23 protein-coding genes are annotated in these 26,255 nt (G+C 72.0%); 21 read left to right on the forward strand and 2 right to left on the reverse strand.

The genetic code is table 11. The features are described from left to right. Positions 1-76: 76 nt before the first annotated feature. Positions 77-577, reverse strand: a complete 501-nt coding sequence (gene bldD / locus ACFVTC_RS36150) for a transcriptional regulator BldD (RefSeq protein WP_148007825.1) — start codon at positions 575-577, stop codon at positions 77-79. Between the two features lie 244 nt (positions 578-821). On the opposite strand from bldD, the gene pyrR reads away from it, so the two are divergent. The 14 genes from pyrR (at position 822) to ACFVTC_RS36220 (ending at position 17,838) form a co-directional block, all read left to right on the forward strand. Continuing rightward, positions 822-1,412, forward strand: coding sequence for a bifunctional pyr operon transcriptional regulator/uracil phosphoribosyltransferase PyrR (pyrR, locus tag ACFVTC_RS36155; protein WP_168527170.1), 591 nt, complete (start codon positions 822-824; stop codon positions 1,410-1,412). 131 nt (positions 1,413-1,543) lie between these two features. Further along, complete coding sequence (locus ACFVTC_RS36160) at positions 1,544-2,521, forward strand: aspartate carbamoyltransferase catalytic subunit (RefSeq protein ID WP_390132998.1); 978 nt, start codon at positions 1,544-1,546, stop codon at positions 2,519-2,521. Positions 2,522-2,526: 5 nt separating this feature from the next. Then, complete coding sequence (locus tag ACFVTC_RS36165) at positions 2,527-3,813, forward strand: dihydroorotase (RefSeq protein WP_390132999.1); 1,287 nt, start codon at positions 2,527-2,529, stop codon at positions 3,811-3,813. Positions 3,814-3,827: 14 nt separating this feature from the next. After that, positions 3,828-4,391: a hypothetical protein gene (locus ACFVTC_RS36170; RefSeq protein ID WP_390133171.1), complete on the forward strand. Its 564-nt coding sequence runs from the start codon at positions 3,828-3,830 to the stop codon at positions 4,389-4,391. Next, the gene (carA, locus tag ACFVTC_RS36175) at positions 4,388-5,545 is read left to right on the forward strand and encodes a glutamine-hydrolyzing carbamoyl-phosphate synthase small subunit (protein WP_390133001.1); all 1,158 of its coding nucleotides are present in this window, start codon (positions 4,388-4,390) and stop codon (positions 5,543-5,545) included. Before ACFVTC_RS36170 ends, carA begins: the two co-directional genes overlap by 4 nt. Further along, positions 5,538-8,846 carry a carbamoyl-phosphate synthase large subunit gene (gene carB, locus ACFVTC_RS36180; protein ID WP_390133003.1) on the forward strand — a complete coding sequence of 1,103 codons (3,309 nt, stop codon included), beginning with the start codon at positions 5,538-5,540 and terminating at the stop codon, positions 8,844-8,846. The genes carA and carB overlap by 8 nt, the downstream gene beginning before the upstream one ends. A 100-nt stretch (positions 8,847-8,946) precedes the next feature. Then, positions 8,947-10,053, forward strand: coding sequence for a quinone-dependent dihydroorotate dehydrogenase (locus tag ACFVTC_RS36185; RefSeq protein WP_390133005.1), 1,107 nt, complete (start codon positions 8,947-8,949; stop codon positions 10,051-10,053). Then, positions 10,050-10,892: an orotidine-5'-phosphate decarboxylase gene (gene pyrF, locus ACFVTC_RS36190; RefSeq protein WP_390133008.1), complete on the forward strand. Its 843-nt coding sequence runs from the start codon at positions 10,050-10,052 to the stop codon at positions 10,890-10,892. The genes ACFVTC_RS36185 and pyrF overlap by 4 nt, the downstream gene beginning before the upstream one ends. Before the next feature lie 364 nt (positions 10,893-11,256). Next, positions 11,257-11,580, forward strand: a complete 324-nt coding sequence (locus ACFVTC_RS36195; protein WP_016638838.1) for an integration host factor — start codon at positions 11,257-11,259, stop codon at positions 11,578-11,580. A 37-nt stretch (positions 11,581-11,617) separates the two neighbouring features. Continuing rightward, positions 11,618-12,175, forward strand: coding sequence for a guanylate kinase (gmk, locus tag ACFVTC_RS36200; RefSeq protein WP_390133010.1), 558 nt, complete (start codon positions 11,618-11,620; stop codon positions 12,173-12,175). Between the two features lie 37 nt (positions 12,176-12,212). Beyond that, positions 12,213-12,485: a DNA-directed RNA polymerase subunit omega gene (gene rpoZ, locus ACFVTC_RS36205; protein ID WP_003982715.1), complete on the forward strand. Its 273-nt coding sequence runs from the start codon at positions 12,213-12,215 to the stop codon at positions 12,483-12,485. 114 nt (positions 12,486-12,599) lie between these two features. Beyond that, positions 12,600-13,802 carry a bifunctional phosphopantothenoylcysteine decarboxylase/phosphopantothenate--cysteine ligase CoaBC gene (gene coaBC, locus ACFVTC_RS36210; RefSeq protein WP_390133012.1) on the forward strand — a complete coding sequence of 401 codons (1,203 nt, stop codon included), beginning with the start codon at positions 12,600-12,602 and terminating at the stop codon, positions 13,800-13,802. 241 nt (positions 13,803-14,043) lie between these two features. After that, positions 14,044-15,252, forward strand: coding sequence for a methionine adenosyltransferase (gene metK, locus ACFVTC_RS36215; RefSeq protein WP_168527161.1), 1,209 nt, complete (start codon positions 14,044-14,046; stop codon positions 15,250-15,252). Between the two features lie 438 nt (positions 15,253-15,690). Next, complete coding sequence (locus ACFVTC_RS36220) at positions 15,691-17,838, forward strand: primosomal protein N' (protein WP_390133016.1); 2,148 nt, start codon at positions 15,691-15,693, stop codon at positions 17,836-17,838. A gap of 76 nt (positions 17,839-17,914) precedes the next feature. On the opposite strand, the gene ACFVTC_RS36225 is transcribed toward ACFVTC_RS36220, so the two are convergent. After that, entirely contained in the window at positions 17,915-18,457 is a 543-nt protein-coding gene (locus ACFVTC_RS36225; RefSeq protein WP_168527160.1) for a hypothetical protein, read from the reverse strand. A 407-nt stretch (positions 18,458-18,864) separates the two neighbouring features. On the opposite strand from ACFVTC_RS36225, the gene fmt reads away from it, so the two are divergent. The 7 genes from fmt to ACFVTC_RS36260 all read left to right on the forward strand — a co-directional run bounded on the left by fmt (position 18,865) and on the right by ACFVTC_RS36260 (position 26,184). Further along, entirely contained in the window at positions 18,865-19,797 is a 933-nt protein-coding gene (gene fmt / locus ACFVTC_RS36230) for a methionyl-tRNA formyltransferase (RefSeq protein ID WP_390133018.1), read from the forward strand. Positions 19,798-20,290: 493 nt separating this feature from the next. Next, on the forward strand, positions 20,291-21,724 hold the full coding sequence (locus ACFVTC_RS36235) for an RsmB/NOP family class I SAM-dependent RNA methyltransferase (protein WP_390133020.1): 1,434 nt from the start codon (positions 20,291-20,293) through the stop codon (positions 21,722-21,724). 160 nt (positions 21,725-21,884) lie between these two features. After that, positions 21,885-22,571 carry a ribulose-phosphate 3-epimerase gene (gene rpe, locus ACFVTC_RS36240; protein WP_390133022.1) on the forward strand — a complete coding sequence of 229 codons (687 nt, stop codon included), beginning with the start codon at positions 21,885-21,887 and terminating at the stop codon, positions 22,569-22,571. A gap of 78 nt (positions 22,572-22,649) precedes the next feature. Next, entirely contained in the window at positions 22,650-23,693 is a 1,044-nt protein-coding gene (locus tag ACFVTC_RS36245; protein ID WP_390133024.1) for a sugar-binding transcriptional regulator, read from the forward strand. 145 nt (positions 23,694-23,838) lie between these two features. Next, positions 23,839-24,261, forward strand: a complete 423-nt coding sequence (locus tag ACFVTC_RS36250) for a ribonuclease domain-containing protein (RefSeq protein WP_390133025.1) — start codon at positions 23,839-23,841, stop codon at positions 24,259-24,261. Next, positions 24,258-24,635, forward strand: a complete 378-nt coding sequence (locus ACFVTC_RS36255; protein ID WP_390133027.1) for a barstar family protein — start codon at positions 24,258-24,260, stop codon at positions 24,633-24,635. Before ACFVTC_RS36250 ends, ACFVTC_RS36255 begins: the two co-directional genes overlap by 4 nt. Before the next feature lie 106 nt (positions 24,636-24,741). After that, the gene (locus ACFVTC_RS36260; protein WP_390133173.1) at positions 24,742-26,184 is read left to right on the forward strand and encodes a GuaB1 family IMP dehydrogenase-related protein; all 1,443 of its coding nucleotides are present in this window, start codon (positions 24,742-24,744) and stop codon (positions 26,182-26,184) included. Positions 26,185-26,255: the final 71 nt, after the last annotated feature.

A 26,255-nucleotide genomic window follows, 5' to 3' on the forward strand; every position in this document is an offset into this window, starting at 1 on the left:
ACCGCGTGGGGGTGGGCCTCAGCCCGTGGGCGGCCCCGACCCCGGCGGCACGTTTCTGCTGAGCTGTCCGAAGGGGTCAGACCTCTTCGTGGGCGACGGCGCGGCGCGCGTCCGCGTCCAGCACGCCCCAGCTGATCAGCTGCTCGGTGAGGACCGAGGGGGACTGGTCATAGATGACGGCGAGGGTGCGCAGGTCGTCCTGGCGGATCGAGAGCACCTTGCCGTTGTAGTCACCGCGCTGCGACTGGATCGTCGCGGCGTAGCGCTGCAGGGGTCCCGCCTTCTCGGCCGGCACATGGGCCAGGCGCTCCAGGTCGAGGACGAGCTTCGGCGGCGGCTCGGCGGCCCCGCCCGGAGTGGTGCCGGGCAGCAGCTCCTGCACGGGGACCCCGTAGAAATCGGCCAGTTCGGCAAGACGCTGCACGGTCACGGCGCGGTCGCCTCGCTCGTAGGAACCGACCACGACCGCCTTCCAGCGTCCCTGGGACTTTTCCTCGACTCCGTGGAGGGAAAGGCCCTGCTGGGTGCGGATGGCCCGGAGCTTGGCCCCGAGCTGTTTGGCGTATTCGCTGGACATATAGCTCCCCGGACGCTGTATCAACGTGCGGCTCGGCCGCGCGGCTGGTGACTCACTGTGAGGTTACGCAGCGTTACTCTCCCCCGTCAAGCGGAATGGTCCGGACCCGCCGCTCCGCGGAGGTCACCCGGGGTGGCTCGAAGGGGGGTGATCAGGCGCGTTGCCGGCCTGGTACCGTGGATGGCGCAAATCCGACGTCCTTTAATGATCCGTCCCGTGAGGCGGAGAAGGAGGTCCGTTTCGTATGGACTCTGAGCAGGACAAGCAGCAGTACGCGGCCGGTGCACGGCCCGTTCTCGAAGGCCCCGACATCGCGCGGGTGCTGACCCGCATCGCCCACGAGATCGTCGAGCGCGCCAAGGGCGCCGACGACGTGGTGCTCCTCGGCATCCCGACCCGGGGCGTCTTCCTGGCCCGCAGGCTGGCCGACAAGCTCGCGGAGATCACCGGCCGCAAGATCCCGGTGGGCTCGCTCGACATCACCATGTACCGCGACGACCTGCGCATGCATCCGCCGCGAGCGCTGGCCCGTACCGAGATCCCCGGCGACGGCATCGACGGCCGGCTGGTCGTCCTCGTGGACGACGTGCTCTTCTCGGGGCGCACGATCCGCGCCGCGCTGGACGCGTTGAACGACATCGGCCGCCCGCGCGCCGTGCAGCTCGCGGTCCTCGTCGACCGCGGCCACCGCGAACTGCCCATCCGCGCCGACTACGTCGGCAAGAACCTCCCCACGTCGCTGCGGGAGACGGTCAAGGTCCAGCTCGCCGAGGAGGACGGTCGCGACACCGTGCTGCTCGGTGCGAAGCGGATCTCCCCGGACGCACAGCAGTAGCACTCCGGCGTCCGTCACCGCGGTACGCCCTCCGAGCGCGCCTGCGCGCCCGCACCCCCGCCGCGGCGCTTTCGGGGCACACCCCCGTGGCGCCCGCCTCCCGAACTGAACTGCCTTACGGAGCCTGACAGATGCAGCGTCATCTCATCTCGGCCGCCGACCTCACCCGCGACGACGCCGTCCTGATCCTCGACACCGCCGAGGAGATGGCCAGGGTCGCCGACCGGCCGATCAAGAAGCTGCCGACCCTGCGCGGCCGCACCGTCGTCAACCTCTTCTTCGAGGACTCGACCCGCACCCGGATCTCCTTCGAGGCCGCCGAGAAGCGCCTCTCCGCGGACGTCATCAACTTCACCGCCAAGGGATCGAGCGTCTCCAAGGGCGAGTCCCTCAAGGACACCGCCCAGACCCTCGAGGCCATGGGCGTCGACGCCGTCGTCATCCGGCACGGCGCCTCCGGGGCCCCGTACCGGCTCGCCACCTCCGGCTGGATCGACGCCGCCGTCATCAACGCCGGTGACGGCACCCACCAGCACCCCACGCAGGCCCTGCTGGACGCCTTCACCATGCGCCGCCGGCTGGTCGGCCGCGACGCCGGGATCGGCCAGGACCTGGCCGGCAGGCGCATCACGATCGTCGGTGACGTCCTGCACAGCCGCGTCGCCCGCTCCAACGTCGACCTGCTGCACACCCTCGGCGCGGAGGTCACCCTCGTCGCGCCGCCGACCCTGGTGCCGGTCGGCGTCGGGTCGTGGCCCTGCGAGATCTCCTACGACCTCGACAGCACGCTCGCGAAGTCCGACGCGGTGATGATGCTGCGCGTCCAGCGCGAACGCATGAACGCGGCCTTCTTCCCGACCGAGCGCGAGTACTCACGGCGCTACGGGCTCGACGGCGACCGCATGGCGAAGATGCCCGAGCACGCCATCGTGATGCACCCCGGCCCGATGGTCCGCGGCATGGAGATCACCGCCGAGGTGGCCGACTCCGACCGCTGCACCGTCGTGGAGCAGGTCGCCAACGGCGTCTCCATCCGCATGGCCGTCCTGTACCTCCTGCTGGGCGGCAACGAGCCCGCCGTCACCCACACCCGCACCGAGGAGAAGTAAGAAGAATGAGCAAGATCCTGATCCGTGGTGCGAAGGTGCTCGGCGGCGAGCCGCAGGACGTCCTGATCGACGGCGACACGATCGCCGCGGTCGGCACCGGACTGCCGGCCGAGGGCGCCGAGATCGTCGAGGCGGACGGCAAGGTCCTCCTGCCGGGCCTCGTCGACCTGCACACCCATCTGCGCGAGCCCGGCCGAGAGGACTCCGAGACGGTCCTGACCGGCACGCGGGCGGCGGCGAGCGGCGGCTACACCGCCGTGTTCGCCATGGCCAACACCTTCCCGGTCGCCGACACCGCCGGTGTCGTCGAGCAGGTCTACCGGCTCGGCCGGGAGCACGGCTACTGCGACGTGCAGCCCATCGGTGCCGTGACGGTCGGCCTGGAGGGCAGGAAGCTCGCCGAACTCGGCGCCATGCACGAGTCCGCCGCCGGCGTCACGGTCTTCTCGGACGACGGCAAGTGCGTGGACGACGCGGTGATCATGCGCCGGGCGCTGGAGTACGTGAAGGCCTTCGGCGGCGTCGTCGCCCAGCACGCCCAGGAGCCCCGCCTCACCGAGGGCGCCCAGATGAACGAGGGCGTCGTCTCCGCCGAACTGGGCCTCGGGGGCTGGCCGGCCGTGGCCGAGGAATCGATCATCGCCCGGGACGTCCTGCTCGCCGAGCACGTCGGCTCGCGCGTCCACATCTGCCACCTGTCGACCGCCGGCAGCGTCGAGATCGTCCGCTGGGCCAAGTCCCGCGGCATCGACGTGACCGCCGAGGTCACCCCGCACCACCTCCTCCTCACCGACGAGCTGGTCCGCACCTACGACCCGGTCTACAAGGTCAACCCGCCGCTGCGGACCGAGCGTGACGTGACGGCCCTGCGCGAGGCCCTCGCCGACGGCACGATCGACATCGTCGCCACCGACCACGCGCCGCACCCGCACGAGGACAAGGACTGCGAGTGGGCCGCCGCCGCCATGGGCATGGTGGGCCTCGAGACCGCGCTGTCCGTCGTCCAGCAGACGATGGTCGAGACCGGGCTGCTCGACTGGACCGGCGTCGCCGACCGGATGTCCTCGGCCCCCGCGCGCATCGGGCGGGCCGACGGGCACGGCCGTCCCGTCTCGGCGGGCGAGCCCGCCAACCTCACGCTCGTCGACACCGCATACCGTGGGTCCGTGGACCCCGCGGGCTTCGCCTCGCGCAGCCGCAACACCCCCTACGAGGGCCGTGAGCTGCCGGGCAGGGTCACCCACACCTGGCTGCGGGGCAAGGCCACCCTCGTCGACGGGAAGCTCGCGTGACACCTCTCATCCCGATGGCCGCCTCCCTGGCCACCGAACAGAAGTCGGCCGAAGTGACCGACTGGGCCGCCCGGATCGGCTGGCTCGTCGGACTGGTCCTCTTCGTCGCCCTCGTCTACTGGCTGATGCGGGAGGGCTGGAAGTGGCGAGGCACCCTCCAGGGCGATCTGCCGGAGCTGCTCACCGCGCCGGACGACCCCGGCCCGGCGAGACTGGCCATGAGCGGCCGCTACCACGGCTCCACCACCGCCGGGCAGTGGCTCGACCGCATCGTCGCGCACGGCCTGGGCACCCGCAGCCGGGTCGAGCTCACGCTGACGGACGCGGGACTGGACGTCGTACGCCCCGGCGCGACGGACTTCTTCGTCCCCGCCGAGGCGCTGCGCGAGGCCCGGCTCGACAAGGGCATCGCTGGCAAGGTCCTCACCGAGGGCGGCCTGCTCGTCGTCACCTGGGCGCACGGCGACCGGCTGATCGACTCCGGCTTCCGCTCCGACCGCGCGGCCGAGCACGGCGAGTGGGTCGACACCCTGAACAGCATGATCAGCAAGAGCACCGACACGGAAGGCGCACGATGACGACCTCCATCCAGGGAGCCGCCTCGCAGAGGCACAAGGCGGCTCCCGCCGTACTCGTCCTGGAGGACGGCCGGACCTTCCGCGGCCGCGCCTACGGGGCCGTGGGGGTGACCTTCGGCGAGGCCGTGTTCTCCACCGGGATGACCGGCTACCAGGAGACCCTCACCGACCCGTCCTACCACCGCCAGGTCGTCGTCATGACCGCCCCGCACGTCGGCAACACCGGTGTCAACGACGATGACCCCGAGTCGGGGCGGATCTGGGTCGCCGGGTACGTCGTCCGCGACCCCGCGCGCGTGCCGTCCAACTGGCGCGCCCGCCGCTCGCTCGACCAGGAGCTGCGCGACCAGGGCGTCGTCGGCATCAGCGGCGTCGACACCCGCGCCCTCACGCGCCACCTGCGTGAGCGCGGCGCCATGCGCGTCGGCATCTTCTCCGGCAACGCGCTGCCCGACGAGGGCACCATGCTCGCCGAGGTGCGCCAGGCGCCCGAGATGCAGGGCGCGAACCTCGCCGCGGAGGTCGCCACCAAGGAGGCGTACGTCGTCCCGGCGATCGGCGAGAAGCGGTTCACCGTCGCCGCCGTCGACCTGGGCATCAAGGGCATGACCCCGCGCCGGATGGCCGAACGCGGCATCGAGGTGCACGTACTTCCCGCCACGGCCACGGCCGAGGACGTGTACGCCGTCAACCCCGACGGAGTGTTCTTCTCCAACGGTCCCGGCGACCCGGCCACCGCCGACGGCCCGGTCTCCGTGATGCGGGAAGTGCTCGCCCGCAGGACGCCCCTGTTCGGCATCTGCTTCGGCAACCAGATCCTCGGCCGCGCGCTCGGCTTCGGCACCTACAAGCTGAAGTACGGCCACCGGGGCATCAACCAGCCCGTGCAGGACCGGACGACCGGCAAGGTCGAGGTCACCGCGCACAACCACGGCTTCGCCGTCGACGCGCCGCTCGACGCGGTCTCCGAGACCCCCTACGGCCGCGCCGAGGTCTCCCACGTCTGCCTGAACGACCAGGTCGTCGAGGGGCTCCACCTCCTCGACCAGCCGGCCTTCAGCGTCCAGTACCACCCCGAAGCGGCAGCCGGCCCGCACGATGCCGCCTACCTGTTCGACCGCTTCGTATCCCTGATGGAGGGCCAGCGTGCCTAAGCGCACCGATATCCAGTCCGTCCTGGTCATCGGCTCCGGCCCGATCGTCATCGGCCAGGCCGCCGAGTTCGACTACTCCGGCACCCAGGCGTGCCGCGTCCTGCGCGCCGAGGGCCTGCGGGTCATCCTGGTCAACTCCAACCCGGCGACGATCATGACCGACCCGGAGATCGCCGACGCCACCTACGTCGAGCCGATCACCCCGGAGTTCGTCGAGAAGATCATCGCCAAGGAGCGGCCGGACGCGCTCCTGCCCACCCTCGGCGGTCAGACGGCCCTCAACACGGCCATCTCGCTGCACGACGCCGGAACGCTCGACAAGTACGGCGTCGAGCTCATCGGCGCCAACGTGGAGGCGATCAACAAGGGCGAGGACCGCGAGCTCTTCAAGGGTGTCGTCGAGGCCGTGCGCGAGAAGATCGGGCACGGCGAGTCCGCGAGCTCCGTCATCTGCCACTCCATGGACGACGTGATCGCGGGCGTCGAGACGCTCGGCGGCTACCCCGTCGTCGTCCGCCCCTCCTTCACCATGGGCGGCGCCGGCTCCGGCTTCGCGCACGACGAGGAGGAGCTGCGCCGCATCGCCGGCCAGGGCCTGACGCTCTCCCCGACCACCGAGGTGCTCCTGGAGGAGTCCATCCTCGGCTGGAAGGAGTACGAGCTGGAGCTGATGCGCGACAAGCACGACAACGTCGTGGTCGTCTGCTCCATCGAGAACTTCGACCCCATGGGCGTGCACACCGGCGACTCGATCACCGTCGCCCCGGCGATGACGCTCACCGACCGCGAGTACCAGCTCCTGCGCGACATCGGCATCGCCGTCATCCGCGAGGTCGGCGTCGACACCGGCGGCTGCAACATCCAGTTCGCGGTGAACCCCGAGGACGGCCGGGTGATCGTCATCGAGATGAACCCGCGCGTCTCCCGCTCCTCGGCGCTCGCCTCCAAGGCGACCGGCTTCCCGATCGCCAAGATCGCCGCGAAGCTCGCCGTCGGCTACACGCTCGACGAGATCCCGAACGACATCACCGAGAAGACGCCGGCTTCTTTCGAACCGACGCTCGACTACGTGGTGGTCAAGGCCCCGCGCTTCGCCTTCGAGAAGTTCCCGAGCGCCGACTCCACCCTCACCACGACCATGAAGTCGGTCGGCGAGGCCATGGCGATCGGCCGCAACTTCACCGAGGCGCTGCAGAAGGCACTGCGGTCGCTGGAGAAGAAGGGCTCGCAGTTCACCTTCGTGGGCGAGCCGGGAGACAAGGCCGAACTGCTGGCCGAGGCCGTACGGCCGACCGACGGGCGCATCAACTGCGTCATGCAGGCCATCCGCGCGGGCGCCACGCCCGAGGAGGTCTTCGAGTCGACGAAGATCGACCCGTGGTTCGTGGACCAGCTCTTCCTGATCAAGGAGATCGCGGACGAGCTGGCCGGTGCCGACAAGCTGCACCCCGAACTGCTCGCCGAGGCCAAGCGGCACGGCTTCTCCGACGTCCAGATCGCCGAGATCCGCGGCCTGCGTGAGGACGTCGTGCGCGAGGTGCGGCACGCGCTGGGCGTGCGCCCGGTGTACAAGACGGTCGACACCTGCGCGGCCGAGTTCGCGGCGAAGACGCCGTACTTCTACTCCTCCTACGACGAGGAGACCGAGGTCGCCCCGCGCGAGAAGCCGGCGGTCATCATCCTGGGCTCCGGCCCGAACCGCATCGGCCAGGGCATCGAGTTCGACTACTCCTGCGTCCACGCCTCCTTCGCGCTCAGCGACGCGGGCTACGAGACCGTGATGGTCAACTGCAACCCCGAGACCGTCTCCACCGACTACGACACCTCCGACCGTCTGTACTTCGAGCCGCTGACGCTCGAGGACGTGCTGGAGATCGTGCACGCGGAGTCGCTGGCCGGTCCCCTCGCGGGTGTGATCGTGCAGCTCGGCGGCCAGACCCCGCTCGGGCTGGCGCAGGCGCTCAAGGACAACGGCGTGCCGGTCGTGGGCACCTCGCCGGAGGCGATCCACGCCGCCGAGGACCGCGGCGCCTTCGGGCGCGTCCTCGCGGAGGCGGGACTGCCGGCCCCCAAGCACGGCACCGCCACCACGTTCGTCGAGGCCAAGGCCATCGCCGACGAGATCGGCTACCCCGTCCTCGTACGGCCCTCCTACGTCCTCGGCGGACGCGGCATGGAGATCGTCTACGACGAGACGCGGCTGTCCTCGTACATCGCGGAGTCGACCGAGATCAGCCCCTCCAGGCCGGTCCTGGTCGACCGCTTCCTCGACGACGCGATCGAGATCGACGTCGACGCGCTCTACGACGGCGAGGAGCTCTACCTCGGCGGCGTCATGGAGCACATCGAGGAGGCCGGCATCCACTCCGGCGACTCCGCGTGCGCACTGCCGCCGATCACCCTCGGCGGGTTCGACATCAAGCGCCTGCGGGCCTCCACGGAGGCCATCGCCAAGGGTGTCGGCGTCCGCGGCCTGATCAACATCCAGTTCGCCATGGCGGGCGACATCCTGTACGTCCTCGAGGCCAACCCGCGCGCCTCGCGCACCGTCCCCTTCACCTCGAAGGCGACCGCGGTGCCGCTGGCGAAGGCCGCCGCCCGGATCTCGCTGGGCGCGACCGTGGCGGAGCTGCGGGCCGAAGGGCTGCTCCCGGCCCACGGCGACGGCGGCGAACTGCCCCTCGACGCGCCGATCTCCGTCAAGGAGGCCGTCATGCCGTGGTCGCGCTTCCGCGACATCCACGGGCGCGGCGTGGACACCGTCCTCGGACCCGAGATGCGTTCCACGGGTGAGGTCATGGGCATCGACTCGGTGTTCGGCACCGCCTACGCCAAGTCGCAGGCCGGCGCGTACGGTCCGCTGCCGACCAAGGGCCGCGCCTTCATCTCGGTCGCGAACCGGGACAAGCGTTCGATGATCTTCCCGGCTCGCGAGCTCGTCGCGCACGGCTTCGAGCTGCTCGCCACCTCCGGTACGGCCGAGGTGCTCAAGCGCAACGGCATCAACGCCGCCGTCGTGCGCAAGCAGTCCGAGGGCACCGGCCCGAACGGCGAGCGGACCATCGTCCAGCTCATCCACGACGGCGAGGTCGACCTCATCGTCAACACCCCGTACGGCACCGGGGGCCGCCTCGACGGCTACGAGATCCGTACGGCCGCCGTGGCGCGGTCCGTGCCGTGCCTGACGACGGTCCAGGCGCTGGCCGCCGCCGTCCAGGGCATCGACGCGCTCAACCACGGCGACGTGGGCGTGCGCTCCCTCCAGGAACACGCCGAGCATCTGATCGCGGCGCGCGACTAGCAGCCCTGAGGGGGACACCGGAAAACGGTGTCCCCCTCTTCATGAGCCCCCTTGCCCCTTCCAGAGGCGTCCCTCACCGGGGCCCTCAGAGGACATGATCATGTACAAGCTCTTCTTCGGCCTCGTGTTCAAGCGGATGGACCCGGAGCAGGCGCACCACCTCGCCTTCCGCTGGATCCGCCTCGTCGCCCGCGTCCCGGTCCTGCGTACCTTCGTCGCCGCCGCGCTCGCCCCCCGCTTCGAGGAGCTGCGCACCGAGGCGTTCGGGCTGCGCATGCACGGCCCCTTCGGGCTCGCCGCCGGCTTCGACAAGAACGCCGTGGCCATCGACGGGATGTCGATGCTCGGCTTCGACCACATCGAGATCGGCACCGTCACCGGGGAGCCGCAGCCGGGCAACCCCAAGAAGCGGCTGTTCCGCCTCGTGCAGGACCGCGCGCTGATCAACCGCATGGGCTTCAACAACGAGGGCTCCGAGGCCGTCTCCGAGCGCCTGGCCGCCCGTACGCCCGTCTTCAGGACCGTCGTCGGCGTCAACATCGGCAAGACCAAGGCCGTCCCCGAGGCGGAAGCCGTCGGCGACTACGTGAAGTCCGCCGAGCGCCTGGCCCGGCACGCCGACTACCTCGTCGTGAACGTGTCGTCGCCGAACACCCCCGGCCTGCGCGACCTCCAGGCCACCGAGGCCCTGCGCCCGCTGCTCAGCGCCGTGCGCGAGGCCGCCGACCGCTCCGTCACCGACCGGCGCGTCCCGCTCCTCGTCAAGATCGCGCCCGACCTCGCCGACGAGGACGTCGACGCGGTCGCCGACCTCGCCGTCGAGCTCGGACTGGACGGGATCATCGCCACGAACACGACCATCGCGCGCGAGGGCCTCGGTCTGACGTCCGACCCGTCCCTGGTGAAGGAGACCGGCGGTCTCTCCGGAGCTCCGCTCAAGGCGCGCTCCCTGGAGGTGCTGCGCCGCCTCTACGCGCGCGTGGGCGACCGGATCACCCTGGTGGGTGTCGGCGGCGTCGAGAACGCCGAGGACGCCTGGCGGCGCATCCTGGCCGGCGCCACGCTGGTCCAGGGGTACAGCGCCTTCGTGTACGAGGGTCCCTTCTGGGGCCGCGCGATCCACAAGGGCATCGCCGCCCGTCTGCGGACGAGCCCCTACGCCACCCTCGCCGACGCGGTCGGCGCCGACGTGAGGAAGCCCGTATGAGCCTGGAACCCTTCGGAGCACGCCTGCGCCGCGCCATGGACGAGCGCGGTCCCCTGTGCGTCGGCATCGACCCGCACGCCTCCCTGCTCGCCGACTGGGGCCTGACCGACGACATCGCCGGACTGGAGCGCTTCAGCCGCACCGTCGTCGAGGCGCTGGCCGAGCGGGTCGCGGTCCTCAAGCCGCAGAGCGCGTTCTTCGAGCGCTTCGGCTCCCGCGGGATCGCCGTCCTGGAGAAGACGGTCGAGCAGGCGCGGGCGGCCGGGGCGCTGGTCGTCATGGACGCCAAGCGCGGCGACATCGGTTCGACCATGGCCGCGTACGCCGAGACCTTCCTGCGCAAGGGCGCGCCGCTGTTCTCGGACGCGCTGACCGTGTCGCCCTATCTGGGCTACGGCTCGCTGAGGCCCGCGGTGGAGCTGGCGCGCGAGAGCGGTACCGGGCTCTTCGTGCTCGCCCTGACCTCCAACCCGGAGGGCGGCGAGGTGCAGCACGCGGTCCGCGGGGACGGCCGTACCGTCGGGGCGACCGTCCTGGCCCATCTCGCCGCCGAGAACGCCGCTCAGACGCCCCTGGGGTCCTTCGGCGCGGTCGTCGGCGCCACCCTGGGCGATCTCTCCTCCTACGACCTGGACATCAACGGACCGCTCCTCGCTCCGGGAATCGGCGCCCAGGGGGCCACCGCGGCCGATCTGGCGGGAGTCTTCGGGGCGGCGGTGCGCAACGTCGTCCCGAACGTGAGCCGGGGTGTTCTTCGTCACGGTCCCGACGTTCGCGCGCTGCGGGAGTCCGCGGACCGCTTCGCGGAGGAGGTCAGGTCCGCGGTCGAGGCCGCCTGAGCGCCCTTTCCGGGTCCTATCGGGGCCTTCGGGACCTCGGGCCGACGTCCCGAGGGTCCCCGGAAGTCCTCCGGCAGTCCTCCGATGACTGCGTCCGGAGCGGCCGGAGTCTGAATACATCCTCAAATCCTGGGCAGTATGTCGCAAATGACCGGCTCCAGGGAGGCTGACCAGGACTTTTCCGCTGTTCTCGCTGACTCTGGCGGACTTGCCCGCTAGTCTCCGTCGAGTGGGGGCACCTCCCACGCCCTCTAGGTAGTGGGGGAGAACGGGCAAGCGTGTTGCTCGCAGCTCCCCAGGTGTGGGGCGATTAGGTTCCTCACCGGTCCGTATCCGACAGTTCGACATCCGAGGTGACGTAGGCGTGGCTCTTCCGCCCCTTACCCCTGAACAGCGCGCAGCCGCGCTCGAAAAGGCCGCCGCGGCTCGCCGGGAGCGGGCCGAGGTCAAGAATCGACTCAAGCACTCCGGCGCCTCCCTTCACGAGGTCATCAAGCAGGGCCAGGAGAACGACGTCATCGGCAAGATGAAGGTCTCCGCTCTCCTCGAGTCCCTGCCGGGCGTGGGCAAGGTCCGCGCCAAGCAGATCATGGAGCGACTCGGGATCTCCGAGAGCCGCCGCGTGCGCGGTCTCGGCTCGAACCAGATCGCCTCCTTGGAGCGTGAGTTCGGCGGTTCCGGCGCCTGAGTCCTGGGCACCCCGGGATTGCTGGAATAATCGCTGCATGAGTGAACGTCCGCGGCTGACCGTGCTCTCCGGCCCCTCAGGGGTCGGCAAGAGCACGGTCGTCGCTCATATGCGCAAGGAACACCCCGAGGCCTGGCTCTCGGTGTCGGCGACGACCCGCAAGCCGCGCCCCGGTGAGAAGCACGGGGTCCACTACTTCTTCGTCTCGGACGAGGAGATGGACAAGCTGATCGCCAACGGCGAGCTCCTGGAGTGGGCCGAATTCGCCGGCAACCGCTACGGGACACCCCGCGCGGCCGTCCTCGAGCACCTCGAGACGGGTGTGCCGGTCCTCCTGGAGATCGACCTCCAGGGTGCCCGGCAGGTGCGCGAGTCCATGCCCGAGGCGCTGCTCGTGTTCCTGGCTCCGCCCTCCTGGGAGGAGCTGGTGCGCAGGCTCACCGGGCGGGGCACCGAACCGCCCGAGGTGATCGAGCGCCGCCTGGAGGCCGCCAAGATCGAACTGGCCGCCGAGCCGGAGTTCGACGTCACCCTGGTCAACACCTCCGTCGAGGACGTGGCGCGTGAGCTGCTAGCCTTGCTGGAAGTTGTTTGATATTCCAGGTCAATTTCCACCTTTCGGAAGGCAGAGCGTGTCCTCTTCCATCACCGCTCCCGAGGGCATCATCAACCCTCCGATCGACGAGCTCCTCGAGGCCACCGACTCGAAGTACAGCCTCGTGATCTACGCGGCCAAGCGTGCCCGTCAGATCAACGCGTACTACTCGCAGCTCGGCGAGGGCCTCCTCGAGTACGTCGGTCCGCTCGTCGACACCCACGTCCACGAGAAGCCGCTCTCCATCGCCCTGCGCGAGATCAACGCGGGTCTGCTCACGTCCGAGGCCGTTGAGGGCCCCGCGCAGTAGTCCGCTGTCCCACTTCATCCCGGGCCCGGCAGTACGACTGCCGGGCCCGTGGTGTGTCATGGAGTCGTACGTCTTCGAGCCGAGGCGTACGGGTGTCGAGTGTGGGGAGGCCCGGTGGACAAGCCGAAGGTCGTGCTGGGGGTCAGCGGTGGTATCGCCGCGTACAAGGCGTGCGAGCTGCTGCGCAGGCTGACGGAGTCGGGGCACGACGTACGGGTCGTGCCGACCGCGTCCGCCCTGCACTTCGTGGGTGCCGCCACCTGGTCCGCGCTCTCCGGCCACCCGGTCTCCACCGAGGTCTGGTCGGACGTCCACGAGGTCCCGCACGTCCGCATCGGGCAGCACGCGGACCTGGTGGTGGTGGCCCCGGCGACGGCGGACATGCTCGCCAAGGCCGCCCACGGCCTGGCCGACGACCTCCTCACCAACACCCTGCTCACCGCCCGCTGCCCGGTGGTCTTCGCGCCCGCCATGCACACCGAGATGTGGGAGCACCCGGCCACCCAGGAGAACGTGGCGACGCTCCGCCGCCGCGGCGCCGTCGTCATCGAGCCCGCCGTGGGCCGCCTGACCGGCGTGGACACCGGCAAGGGCCGGCTGCCCGACCCCGCGGAGATCTTCGAGGTCTGCCGCCGGGTGCTGGCCCGGGGCGTGCGCGAACCCGACCTCGTCGGCCGCCATGTCGTCGTCAGCGCCGGCGGTACCCGTGAACCGCTCGACCCCGTCCGCTTCCTCGGCAACCGCTCCTCCGGCAAGCAGGGGTACGCCCTCGCCCGCACCGCGGCCGCACGAGGGGCCCGGGTGACGCTGATCGCCGCGAACACCGGACTGGCGGACCCGGCGGGCGTCGACGTGGTGCGGGTCGGCACGGCCGTGCAGCTGCGCGAGGCGGTGCTCAAGGCGACCCCGGACGCCGACGCCGTGGTGATGGCGGCGGCCGTGGCGGACTTCCGCCCCGCCGCCTACGCGACGGGGAAGATCAAGAAGAAGGACGGCCAGGAACCGGAGCCGATCGTCCTGGTCCGTAATCCGGACATCCTCGCCGAGATCTCGGCGGACCGGGCGCGCCCCGACCAGATCGTGGTCGGTTTCGCCGCCGAGACGGACGACGTCCTCGCCAACGGCCGCGCGAAACTGGAGCGCAAGGGGTGCGATCTCCTCGTGGTGAACGAGGTGGGGGAGCGCAGGACCTTCGGCTCCGAGGAGAACGAGGCCGTGGTGCTGGGCTCCGACGGCAGTGAGACCGCGGTGCCCCACGGACCCAAGGAAGCCCTGGCCGAGACCGTGTGGGATCTGGTGACACGCCGTCTGCCGTAGAGGTCCCCGTCACCTCAACAGGTGACTTCGGCCGTGCGGAATTCGCTCGCGGTAGCCCTGGTGGAGAGCGATCTCCAGGGCGCAGAATGCCCGTGCCGCAGGTCACAGGGCTTCCGAGTGGCGAGACAGGGGGGTCTGCCGGCGAGCACGACCGATAAACTGTTCTCGGACGATGCCGGGCGCAGCTCCCGTCCCGTCCGCCAATGATCAGCCAGCAGCCGCTGCAACCACAGGGAGCGTTGTGTCCCGTCGCCTGTTCACCTCGGAGTCCGTGACCGAGGGTCACCCCGACAAGATCGCTGACCAGATCAGCGACACTATTCTCGACGCGCTTCTGCGGGAGGACCCGACATCCCGGGTCGCCGTGGAGACGTTGATCACGACCGGCCTGGTGCACGTGGCCGGAGAGGTCACGACCAAGGCGTACGCGCCGATCGCCCAGCTGGTCCGGGACAAGATCCTGGAGATCGGCTACGACTCGTCGAAGAAGGGCTTCGACGGCGCTTCGTGTGGTGTCTCGGTGTCGATCGGCTCCCAGTCCCCGGACATCGCGCAGGGTGTCGACACGGCGTACGAGTCCCGCGTCGAGGGTGACGAGGACGAGCTCGACAAGCAGGGCGCCGGCGACCAGGGCCTGATGTTCGGCTACGCGACCGACGAGACGCCCAACCTGATGCCGCTGCCGATCCACCTGGCGCACCGGCTCTCCCGCCGGCTGTCCGAGGTCCGCAAGAACGGCACGATCCCCTACCTCCGTCCCGACGGAAAGACCCAGGTCACCATCGAGTACGACGGTGACAAGGCGGTCCGTCTGGACACGGTCGTGGTCTCCTCGCAGCACGCGAGCGACATCGACCTGGACTCGCTGCTCGCGCCCGACATCCGCGAGTTCGTGGTGGAGCCGGAACTGAAGGCCCTCCTCGACGACGGCATCAAGCTGGAGACCGAGGGCTACCGCCTGCTGGTCAACCCGACCGGCCGCTTCGAGATCGGCGGCCCGATGGGCGACGCCGGCCTGACCGGTCGCAAGATCATCATCGACACGTACGGCGGCATGGCCCGCCACGGCGGCGGCGCCTTCTCCGGCAAGGACCCGTCCAAGGTCGACCGCTCGGCCGCGTACGCGATGCGCTGGGTCGCCAAGAACGTCGTCGCGGCGGGTCTCGCCTCGCGCTGCGAGGTCCAGGTCGCCTACGCCATCGGCAAGGCCGAGCCCGTCGGTCTCTTCGTGGAGACCTTCGGCACCGCGAAGGTCGACGCGGAGAAGATCGAGACCGCCATCACCGAGGTCTTCGACCTCCGCCCGGCGGCCATCATCCGCGACCTCGACCTGCTGCGCCCGATCTACTCCCAGACGGCCGCGTACGGTCACTTCGGCCGGGAGCTGCCCGACTTCACGTGGGAGCGGACGGACCGTGTGGACGCGCTCCGCAGGGCCGTCGGCCTGTAGGCCACCCGCGGCTCGCCGCGTGCTGCCGAGGCCCGGTGCCCCCGAGGGGGTGCCGGGCCTCGGTGTCGTCCGCGCCCTCCGGCCGTTCCCGTCCCACCGGTTTCGGCCCGGCACCGGTACCGGGCCGCGGTCCTGGAGCCGTCGACGGGAGGGCCCGGAAAACGCCTGGCGTGGACCGGCCGCCGTTCGTAGGCTGACGATCTCCCGGTGCGATGGCCGCGGCTACTTCGGCGGAGTGCGCCCTTCGGGCGTGCGGTGAAACTGGATGCATCATCAAGCCGCTGCCGCCTTGACCTCGGGAGAGCCGACGTCGCGGCCGCCCCTTCCCGCCGGACGTTCGCCGCGAAGGCGCGGGGACGGCCCGAGGCGTTCGCGATCCGTCGACGGCCTGCTTCCGGGCGGGCGGCGGTGTCGGTGCGGTCTGGTAGGAATACTGCTGTGAGCAGCGCGAACGGGCGGGGTGAGGGTGACGCGCAGGGCGCGCCGCCCGAGCAGCTTGCGCTGATCCGCGAAGGTGTGCGGCAGGCCAGGGCACCGAAGGCGAAGCCGCGGACCTGGCGCGGCGCCGCGCTCGCCAAGGAGCTGCCCGTCGCGCGGGTGCTCGTCGACAAGGGCGTGCTGCATCTGGACCGGTACTTCGACTATGCCGTGCCCGAGGAGCTCGACGCCCAGGCGCAGCCGGGTGTCCGGGTCCGGGTGCGGTTCGGGGCCGGGCGGCACCGGGTGCGCGACGGGCGGCGCGAGGGCGGGGGCCTCATCGACGGCTTCCTCGTGGAGCGGCTGGCCGAGTCCGACTACTCGGGACCGCTCGCCGCGCTGGCCCAGGTGGTGTCCCCCGAGCCGGTCCTCGGCCCCGAGCTGCTGGGGCTGACCCGGGCCGTCGCCGACCGGTACGCGGGCAGCCTCGCCGATGTGCTGCAACTCGCCGTGCCGCCGCGCAACGCTCGGGCCGAGGCGAAGCCCTCCGCGGCACCCCTGCCCGCTCCCGACGCGCCCGCGGCGGAGTCCTGGACACGGTATGCGCGGGGGGCCGCCTTTCTGGAGTCGCTCGCCCGCGGCGGCTCCCCGCGGGCCGTGTGGAACGCGTTGCCTGGGCCCGAATGGGCCGACGAGCTGGCGCGGGCGGTGGGCGCGACGCTCGCCTCGGGACGCGGCGCGCTCGTCGTCGTACCGGACGGCCGGACCGTCTCCCGTGTGGACGCGGCGCTGACCTCGCTGCTCGGGGAGGGGCGGCACGCGGTCCTCACGGCCGAGGCCGGACCCGAGAAGCGGTACCGGGAGTGGCTCGCCGTGCGGCGCGGGTCCGTACGGGCCGTCGTGGGGACCCGCGCCGCCATGTTCGCGCCGGTGCGCGATCTGGGACTCGTCGTCCTCTGGGACGACGGGGACGGCAGCCACAGCGAGCCGCACGCACCGCAGCCGCACGCGCGAGAGGTCCTCCTGCTGCGGGCCGCCCATGACAAATGTGCCTTCCTGTTGGGGAGTTGGAGCTGCACGGTCGAGGCCGCGCAGTTGGTCGAGAGCGGCTGGGCGTTGCCGCTGGCCGCCGAGCGCGACCAGGTGAGGGCGAGCGCGCCGCTCGTACGGACCGTGGGGGACGGGGATCTCGCGCGGGACGAGGCGGCACGGGCCGCCCGGCTGCCCACTCTGGCCTGGCAGGTGGTCAGGGAGGGGTTGCGGCACGGGCCCGTGCTGGTGCAGGTGCCGAGGCGCGGGTACGTACCGCGGATGGCCTGCGCGCAGTGCCGGGCTCCGGCCCGCTGCCGGCACTGCGCCGGCCCCTTGGAGGCGCGGGACGCCGGCGCGCTGCGGTGCACGTGGTGCGGGCGGGACGAGGCGGCCTGGCACTGTCCCGAGTGCGGTGGCTTCCGGCTGCGGGCACAGGTCGTGGGCGCCCGGCGGACCGCCGAGGAGCTGGGACGGGCCTTTCCCGCGGTGCCGGTACGGACGTCGGGGCGCGAGCAGGTGCTCGACACGGTGCCGGGGGCACCCGCGCTCGTCGTGTCCACGCCGGGCGCCGAACCCGTCGCGGAGGGCGGGTACGCTGCCGCGCTCCTGCTCGACGGCTGGGCGATGCTGTCGCGGCCCGATCTGCGCGCCGGTGAGGAGGCCCTGCGACGCTGGATCGGGGCCTCGGCGTTGGTACGCGGGCAGGGAGCGGGCGGCACCGTGGTGGTCGTGGCGGAGCCGACCCTGCGGCCCGTGCAGGCGCTCGTACGGTGGGACCCGGTCGGGCACGCGGTGCGTGAGCTCGCCGAGCGTGCCGAGTTGGGCTTTCCGCCGGTGTCACGGATGGCGGCGGTGTCGGGCACGGCGGAGGCGCTCGCCGGTTTTCTCGCGGTGGTCGAACTGCCCGGCGACGCCGAGGTGTTGGGGCCGGTGCCGCTGCCCGTCACCGATGCCGGGCGGCCGCGCCGGGTGGGGGCGCCGCCTCCGGGGGAGCGGTGGGAGCGGGCGCTCGTCCGGGTACCGCCGGGGAGCGGTGCCGCACTGGCCGCCGCGCTGAAGGCCGCGCAGGCGGCGCGGATGGCGCGTGGGGGGAGCGAACCCGTACGGATCCGGATCGATCCGCCGGACATCGGGTGACGGGTGGCCGCGGGGCTGCCTCCCGGGGCGGCGGCGCCGGGAGGCAGGGCGGAGCAGAAGGGACGGGGAGTCGGGTTCAGCCGTTGCGCGGGCCCGGGAACGCGGTGGGCCGCACCTCTTCGCGAAGGGTCGGGCTGCCCGCTGTCGGCTGCGTCGGCATGGAGCGGGCGGCGGGGACCGTGGGTACCGCGGGGACGCCGGTGGTGACCGCGACCGTGCGGGCACTCGCGGTCTCGGTGGCGCGCTCGGCCTCCGCGGCGGCCTGGGCGGCGGCGCGACGGGCGCCGTAACGGCGGTGCACCGCCTGCTTGGTGACCCCGAGGGCCGAGCCCACCGCGTCCCACGAGAAGCCCAGTGAGCGGTCGAAGTCCACGGCGGCCGTGACCAGTGTCTCGACGCTGTCGCGCAGCTCCTGGGCGAGGCGGACGGTCGGGGCGGGGGCGCGCCCGTAGACGACGAAGCCCGTGGCGGGGCCGGAGCGGCGCGGGCGGTAGACGTTGCCCAGTTGGGCGGTGAGCGTGCGCAGTGCGTCCACCTGCCGGCGGACCCGCTCGATGTCCCGCACCAGCAAGTGCAGGCTGGCCCGAGCCTGGGCGTCGTGGGTTGCGTGGTCGGCCATGAACAAGCCTCTCGAACCGGCGTTGAAAAGGATCGGGCCGCGATCACGGCCCGTTGGTGGTCAACTCTCTCTTGACCAACGCGTTTTTGGGTGAGTGGTCACGCTGCGGGGGCGTAGGGGCATATGCAGAGGGCGCGTCGGGGGGCGTACGCCCCCGGTGCGCACGGCCCGCGTGGCTCGTACGGCGGCGATCGCGGTCCCACGTCCTGTGCGGGACGTGGGACCGTCGGCGGTGCGGGTCCCGGCCGTACGGGCGTTGGAGCCGGCGTCGGAGCGCGGGATGTCCGGACAGCGCCCGAGCCCGGTGACCCCGCGACGCATAGACTGGTGCGCCGCCCCGTACCTCGGCCCCGCCGGCGTGCTCGCGGGGTCTGAAGAGTTCCCGCCCGAGAGGCCAACCGCCACCCATGAAGCTCGTCTTCGCAGGTACCCCCGAGGTCGCCGTTCCCGCACTGGACGCCCTGATCGCCTCCGGGCGGCACGAGGTGGCCGCCGTCGTCACGCGGCCCGACGCGCCCGCCGGGCGGGGGCGCCGGCTCGTCGCGAGCCCGGTCGCCGAGCGCGCGGCGGAGGCCGGGATCGAGGTGCTGAAGCCGGCCAGGCCGCGGGAGGAGGAGTTCCTGGCGCGGCTGCGGGAGATCGGCCCCGACTGCTGTCCCGTGGTGGCCTACGGGGCGTTGCTGCCCCGGGTCGCCCTCGACGTCCCCGCCCACGGCTGGGTCAACCTGCACTTCTCCCTGCTCCCAGCGTGGCGTGGCGCGGCGCCGGTGCAGCACGCGGTGATGGCGGGCGACGAGATCACCGGTGCCTCCACCTTCCTCATCGAGGAGGGGCTCGACTCGGGGCCCGTGTACGGGACCGTCACCGAGGAGGTCCGGCCCACCGACACCAGCGGGGACCTGCTGACCCGGCTGGCCTTCGCCGGTTCCGGGCTGCTCCTCGCGACCATGGACGGTATCGAGGACGGCACCCTGAAGGCGGTACCGCAGCCGGCCGACGGCGTCACCCTGGCGCCGAAGATCTCCGTCGAGAACGCCCACGTCGACTGGTCCGCACCGGCGCTGCGCGTGGACCGGGTGGTCCGCGGCTGTACCCCCGCGCCGGGTGCGTGGACGGTCTTCCGCGGCGAGCGGCTCAAGCTCGTACAGGCCGCGCCGGTGCCCGAGCGTGCCGACCTCGCCCCGGGCGAGCTGTCCGTCGGGAAGAACAACGTGTACGTCGGAACCGGTTCGTACGCCGTCGAACTGCTCTGGGTCCAGGCCCAGGGCAAGAAGCCGATGCGCGCGGCGGACTGGGCACGCGGCGTGCGCATCTCCTCCGGAGAGGCACTCGGGGTCTGAGCCCCGCCGGGACGATCGCGCCGGAGCCGTCCCCCGGCCGGAGCCGTCTCCCGACCGGAGCCGTCTCCCGACCGGGGCTCGGCACCGCACCGGACCTGGTTGCCACGCCGGGGTTCGGCACCGCGCCGGGGGGTCCGGCACCGCGCCCAGGTCCGGCACCGCGCTGAGGTCCGGCACCGCACGGGGTCCGGCGCCGTACGGGGTCCGGCACCGCGCCGGGGTCCGGTCGCCGGGCCGGTGGCTCGGTGTCGCACCGGTCCCGGTCGTCGCGCCGGGGCTCGTCTGCGCGCCGGTGTTCGGGGTCGCGCCGGAGTCCGACGCGCGCTGAGACCCGGGACCGCACCGGGGCCTGGTCGCCGGGCAGGGCGTCGCCGCTGGTCCCGGTCGTCGCGGCGGGGCTCGGCGCGGTCACGCGGAGCGCCCGGCAGCGGGTTCCACCCCGCGGCGTACGCTGGACGGACGCACCTTTTCCTGGATCCGGAGCACCTTTTTCGTGAGTGAGCAGTCCCGTCGGCCGAGCAAGCCCGGCAAGCCCTACCGCCGCCCCCAGAAGGACCCGGTCCGCTTCCTCGCCTTCGAGGCGCTGCGGGCCGTGGACGAGCGGGACGCGTACGCCAACCTGGTCCTGCCCCCACTGCTGCGCAAGGCGCGGGAGAAGGGCGACTTCGACGGACGGGACGCGGCCCTGGCGACCGAGCTCGTGTACGGGACGCTGCGTCGGCAGGGCACGTACGACGCCGTCATCTCGGCCTGTGTCGACCGGCCGCTGCGCGAGGTCGACCCGCCGGTGCTGGACGTCCTCAGCCTCGGCGTCCACCAGCTGCTCGGGACACGCATCCCGACGCACGCCGCCGTGTCCGCCTCGGTCGAACTCGCCCGCGTCGTGCTCGGCGACGGGCGCGCCAAGTTCGTCAACGCGGTGCTGCGCAAGGTCGCGCGGCAGGGTCTCGACGGCTGGCTGGAGCAGGTCGCGCCGCCCTACGACGACGACCCCGAGGACCATCTGGCCGTCGTGCACTCGCACCCGCGCTGGGTCGTCTCCGCACTGTGGGACTCGCTCGGTGGCGGGCGGGCCGGCATCGAGGACCTGCTGGAGGCCGACAACGAACGGCCCGAGGTGACCCTCGTCGCCCGGCCCGGCCGCTCCACCGCGGACGAACTCCTCGGTGCCCTGGGCGAGGAGTCCGCCCTGCCGGGGCGCTGGTCGCCGTACGCCGTGCGGCTCAGCGAGGGCGGCGAACCGGGTGCCATCGACGCCGTACGGGAGGGTCGTGCGGGTGTCCAGGACGAGGGCAGCCAGCTGGTGGCCCTCGCCCTCGCGAACGCGCCGCTCGACGGGCCCGACAAGGCATGGCTGGACGGCTGCGCGGGCCCCGGCGGCAAGGCCGCCATGCTCGCCGGGCTCGCCGCCGAGCGCGGAGCCGTGCTGCTCGCCTCGGAGAAGCAGCCGCACCGCGCCGGGCTCGTCGCCAAGGCACTGGCCGGGAACCCCGGCCCCTACCAGGTCATCGCCGCCGACGGCACCCGCCCGCCGTGGCTGCCCGGCACGTTCGACCGTGTCCTCATGGACGTGCCCTGCACCGGCCTCGGTGCCCTGCGGCGCCGTCCCGAGGCGCGCTGGCGGCGCCGCCCGGAGGACCTCGACGGTTTCGCGTCGTTGCAGCGCGGGCTGCTGCGCACCGCGCTCGACTCCGTCCGGATCGGCGGCGTCGTCGGATACGCGACCTGCTCGCCGCACCTCGCGGAGACCCGCGCGGTCGTCGACGACGTGCTCAAGCACTACGAGAGCGGCTCCGCCGAACTGCTCGACGCCCGTCCACTGCTCCCGGACGTACCGGCACTCGGCGACGGCCCCGACATCCAGCTGTGGCCGCATCTGCACGGGACGGACGCGATGTACCTGGCGCTGATCAGACGGACCGCCTGAGCTCCGCCCCGCCGCACCCTGTCCCGGCCGTCCTGGCTGCCCTCGGGGCCATGACGGACGGGACCCGCGGGCGGTCCGGAAAGGCAGGGCGGACCACCGTGCGGTCTCCCCGTTCCGGACCGGGGAGAGCAACCGGTGCCGAGCATGGCAGTCTTGGGGCATGGCCGTGCAGATCAACCCCAGCATTCTCTCCGCCGACTTCGCCCGTCTCGCCCAGGAGGCACAGGCGGTACAAGGAGCGGACTGGCTCCATGTCGACGTCATGGACAACCACTTCGTACCGAACCTCACGCTCGGGGTGCCGGTCGTGGAATCCCTGGCCCGTGCGACGGACACGCCGCTGGACTGCCATCTGATGATCGAGGACGTCGATCGGTGGGCGCCCCAGTACGTCGAAGCGGGTGCGGGTTCCGTCACCTTCCACGTCGAGGCGGCCGCCGCGCCGGTGCGGCTCGCCCGCGAGATCCGGGCCATGGGCGCCCGCGCCTCCATGGCGCTCAGGCCCGCGACCCCCATCGAGCCGTACGAGGATCTGCTGCCCGAGCTCGACATGCTGCTGATCATGACGGTGGAGCCGGGCTTCGGGGGCCAGGCGTTCCTGGACATCATGCTTCCGAAGATCCGCCGCACCCGTGAGCTGATCAGCAAGCACGGACTCGAACTCTGGCTCCAGGTCGACGGCGGGGTCTCGGCCTCCACCATCGAGCGGTGCGCGGAGGCGGGCGCGGACGTGTTCGTGGCCGGATCGGCGGTCTACGGGGCATCGGACCCGGCCCAGGCGGTACGTGCATTGCGCACCCAGGCGCAGGAGGCGACGGCTCATGCGGCGTGGGCGTGCGACCACTGAACCAAGGGAACGTGAACGCCGCCCATCTGGGCCGATCAAGTACGCCGGATCTGCAAGGATGAACGGCGAATCCAGAGTGTGAACAGCAGTGAGGAGAGCGCCGTGTCGGGTATGTCGGCGGGCCGGTCAGCGATGCGGATGGGACCCGCTGAGCTGGTCCAGGCGGCGGCCATGGCCCGCCGCTTCTACCTCGAGGGCAAATCCAAGATCCAGATCGCCGAGGAGTTCGGCGTCAGCCGCTTCAAGGTGGCCCGGGTCCTGGAGACCGCTCTCGAACGGGATCTCGTGCGGATCGAGATCCGTGTGCCGGCCGAGCTGGACGCGGAGCGCTCCGACGCGCTGCGCGCCCGCTACGGTCTCCGGCACGCCGTGGTGGTCGAGTCCCCGGCCGACGCCGAGGAGTCGCCCGACCCCGAGAACCTCGGAGAGGTGGCCGCCGACCTGCTCGGTGAGCTCGTCAACGAGGGCGATGTCCTCGGCCTCGCGTGGGGCCGCTCCACGATTCACATGGCCGCGGCCCTCGACCGGCTCCCGCCGTGCACGGTGGTGCAGCTGACGGGCGTGTACGACGCGGGGACCGCCGAGCGCGGTTCGGTGGAGGCGGTGCGCCGCGCCGCCCAGGTGTCGGGCGGGGACGCCCACCCCATCTACGCGCCGATGCTGCTGCCCGACGCGGCGACCGCGGCCGCGCTGCGCAACCAGACGGGGATCGCGCGCGCCTTCGAGTACTTCGACAAGGTCACCGTCGCCTGTGTCTCGATCGGCTCCTGGGAGCCCGGCATCTCGACGGTGCACGACATGCTCAGCGACGAGGAACGCGCCCACTACGCGTCCCTCGGCGTCGCCGCCGAGATGTCCGCGCACCTGTTCGACTCCGAGGGCCGGCGGGTCGGCCGGGACCTGGGCGAGCGGTGCATCACCGTCGAGACCGACCGGCTGCGCCGTATCCCCGAGGTCGTCGCGATCGCGGGCGGGCAGCGCAAGGCGGCCGCGATCGACGCCGTGCTGCGCTCCGGGCTCGTCACCAGCCTGGTGACGGACACCTCGGCCGCGGACTACCTGATGACGGCGGGCCCGGCACCGCGCCCGGCGCTGGCCCGTCAGGACCCGGACGGGCCGTGACCCCACGCGGGCTCACGGCGCCCTCGGACGGCGTCGCGCCCCCTCGGGTGCCCTGCCGCGCCCCAGGGACGGCAGAGGGCTCGTAAGGGGCTCACCGGGCCCCTTACGCGCGCCGCGCCCGGCCGGCCGTGGCAGCATCGACGCCATGCTGTCGCGGTCCGTGCCCCGGCTCGTCGTGGGTCTCCTCCTCTGCCTGGCGGCCCTGCTCACGGGGTGCTCCTCCGCACCCCCGTCCGCCTCCCCGGCGGACACCGCCCCCGGCGTCTCCGCGGCGCCCGGCTGGGCCCGGGGCATGGGCACCGTGCGGGAGGCCCGGCTCCCCGCCGAGGCACGCGCGACCCTCGCCCTCATCGACGCCGGCGGCCCCTTCCCGTACGCCAGGGACGGCGTCGTCTTCGGCAACTTCGAGCGGATGCTGCCGCTCCACCAGCGTGGCTACTACCACGAGTACACCGTCCGGACGCCCGGCGAACGGGACCGGGGAGCCCGGCGCATCGTGACCGGGCAGGCCGGTGAGACCTACTACACCGATGATCATTACGAGTCCTTCCGGGCGGTGCTGAGATGACCGACGCAACCCTCGCGGACGTCCTGGCCGCCGCCGGCTGGGCCCAGGTCCGGCTCGACCTCGCCGGGGTCACAGGCAGAGCCGCGTTCATGGACCGCTGCGCCCACGCCCTCGATCTGCCGGACTGGTTCGGGCGGAACTGGGACGCCCTCGCCGACTGTCTCGGAGACCTGTCCTGGGCCCCGCCCGCCCGCGGACGGCTGCTCGTCGTCACGGGCTGGCGGGAATTCGCCCGAGCGGCGCCACGGGACTGGGACATCGCTCAGGAGGTGTTCGCCGAGGCCACCGACCACGGGCGGGGCACCGCGGGTGCGCTCCAGGTCGTCCTCGCCCTTGGAGGATCCGACGAAGGCCTCGCCGGCCGACCTGGATGATGTGTCCGGGTATCCCACCAGGGCCGCCATGGGACAATGAAGTACGTGCTTTCCCCCTGGCTGACCTGTCCCGGGGCCACCTCTGATCGACCGGGATGTGCAGCACGTGCGTTTCCTCAACGACATCCAGCCCCCGTACGACCTGACGTACGACGACGTCTTCATGGTGCCCAGCCGCTCGGCGGTCGGCTCCCGACAGGGCGTGGACCTCGCCGCCCCGGACGGGACGGGCACCACGATCCCGCTGGTCGTGGCCAACATGACCGCCATCGCCGGCCGCCGGATGGCCGAGACCGTCGCCCGCCGCGGCGGCCTCGTCGTCCTCCCGCAGGACATTCCGATCGAGGTCGTCACCGAGGTCGTCACCTGGGTCAAGGGACGCCACCTCGTGCTCGACACCCCGATCGTCCTCGCCCCCCACCAGACGGTCGCCGACGCCCTCGCGCTGCTGCCCAAGCGCGCGCACAACGCGGGCGTCGTCGTGGACGAGGACGGCCGCCCGGTCGGCGTGGTCACCGACACCGACCTGACCGGCGTGGACCGCTTCACCCAGCTCTCCGAGGTCATGTCCCGGGACCTGCTGCTGCTCGACGCCGACATCGAGCCGCGCGAGGCGTTCAACAAGCTGGACGGGGCCAACCGCCGCTACGCTCCCGCCGTCGACCGGGACGGCAGGCTCGCGGGCATCCTCACCCGCAAGGGCGCCCTGCGCGCCACGCTCTACACTCCGGCCACCGACGCGAACGGCAGGCTGCGCATCGCCGCCGCCGTCGGCATCAACGGCGACGTCGCGGGCAAGGCCAAGCAGCTCCTCGACGCGGGTGTCGACACCCTCGTGATCGACACGGCGCACGGCCACCAGGAGTCGATGATCAGCGCGATCAGGACCGTGCGCGCGCTCGACCCGCACGTCCCGATCGCGGCGGGCAACATCGTCGCCGCCGAGGGTGTCAAGGACCTCGTCGATGCGGGCGCGGACATCATCAAGGTGGGTGTGGGCCCCGGCGCCATGTGCACCACCCGGATGATGACCGGTGTCGGCCGGCCCCAGTTCTCCGCCGTCCTGGAGTGCGCCGCCGAGGCGAAGAAGTACGGCAAGCACGTGTGGGCCGACGGCGGGGTGCGCCACCCGCGCGACGTCGCCATGGCACTGGCCGCGGGCGCGTCCAACGTCATGATCGGCTCCTGGTTCGCCGGGACGTACGAGTCCCCGGGCGACCTCCAGCAGGATGCCGACGGGCGGCTGTACAAGGAGTCGTTCGGTATGGCCTCCGCCCGCGCGGTCCGCAACCGCACCAGCGAGGAGTCGGCGTACGACCGCGCCCGCAAGGCCCTGTTCGAGGAGGGCATCTCCACCTCGCGGATGTTCCTCGACCCGGCCCGCCCGGGTGTCGAGGACCTGATCGACTCGATCATCGCGGGCGTCCGCTCCTCCTGCACCTACGCCGGTGCCAACTCGCTGGAGGAGTTCAGCGAGAAGGCCATCGTCGGCATCCAGAGCGCCGCCGGGTACGCCGAGGGCAAGCCGCTGCACGCCAGCTGGAGCTGACCCGCACCCCTTCCGAACGGCCCCGCGGTGCGCCCGCGCGGGCCGTTCGGCGTCCGCGCGCCGCCCGGCGG

The organism is Streptomyces sp. NPDC057950 (genome assembly GCF_042887295.1).
Lineage (GTDB): Bacteria > Actinomycetota > Actinomycetes > Streptomycetales > Streptomycetaceae > Streptomyces > Streptomyces kaempferi.

Bases quoted from the DNA above. Each gene is read 5' to 3' on its own strand.
- bldD (WP_148007825.1), bottom strand. From the start codon at position 577: ATGTCCAGCGAATACGCCAAACAGCTCGGGGCCAAGCTCCGGGCCATC.
- pyrR (WP_168527170.1), top strand. From the start codon at position 822: ATGGACTCTGAGCAGGACAAGCAGCAGTACGCGGCCGGTGCACGGCCC.
- ACFVTC_RS36160 (WP_390132998.1), top strand. From the start codon at position 1,544: ATGCAGCGTCATCTCATCTCGGCCGCCGACCTCACCCGCGACGACGCC.
- ACFVTC_RS36165 (WP_390132999.1), top strand. From the start codon at position 2,527: ATGAGCAAGATCCTGATCCGTGGTGCGAAGGTGCTCGGCGGCGAGCCG.
- ACFVTC_RS36170 (WP_390133171.1), top strand. From the start codon at position 3,828: ATGGCCGCCTCCCTGGCCACCGAACAGAAGTCGGCCGAAGTGACCGAC.
- carA (WP_390133001.1), top strand. From the start codon at position 4,388: ATGACGACCTCCATCCAGGGAGCCGCCTCGCAGAGGCACAAGGCGGCT.
- ACFVTC_RS36185 (WP_390133005.1), top strand. From the start codon at position 8,947: ATGTACAAGCTCTTCTTCGGCCTCGTGTTCAAGCGGATGGACCCGGAG.
- pyrF (WP_390133008.1), top strand. From the start codon at position 10,050: ATGAGCCTGGAACCCTTCGGAGCACGCCTGCGCCGCGCCATGGACGAG.
- gmk (WP_390133010.1), top strand. From the start codon at position 11,618: ATGAGTGAACGTCCGCGGCTGACCGTGCTCTCCGGCCCCTCAGGGGTC.
- ACFVTC_RS36225 (WP_168527160.1), bottom strand. From the start codon at position 18,457: ATGGCCGACCACGCAACCCACGACGCCCAGGCTCGGGCCAGCCTGCAC.
- fmt (WP_390133018.1), top strand. From the start codon at position 18,865: ATGAAGCTCGTCTTCGCAGGTACCCCCGAGGTCGCCGTTCCCGCACTG.
- rpe (WP_390133022.1), top strand. From the start codon at position 21,885: ATGGCCGTGCAGATCAACCCCAGCATTCTCTCCGCCGACTTCGCCCGT.
- ACFVTC_RS36250 (WP_390133025.1), top strand. From the start codon at position 23,839: ATGCTGTCGCGGTCCGTGCCCCGGCTCGTCGTGGGTCTCCTCCTCTGC.
- ACFVTC_RS36255 (WP_390133027.1), top strand. From the start codon at position 24,258: ATGACCGACGCAACCCTCGCGGACGTCCTGGCCGCCGCCGGCTGGGCC.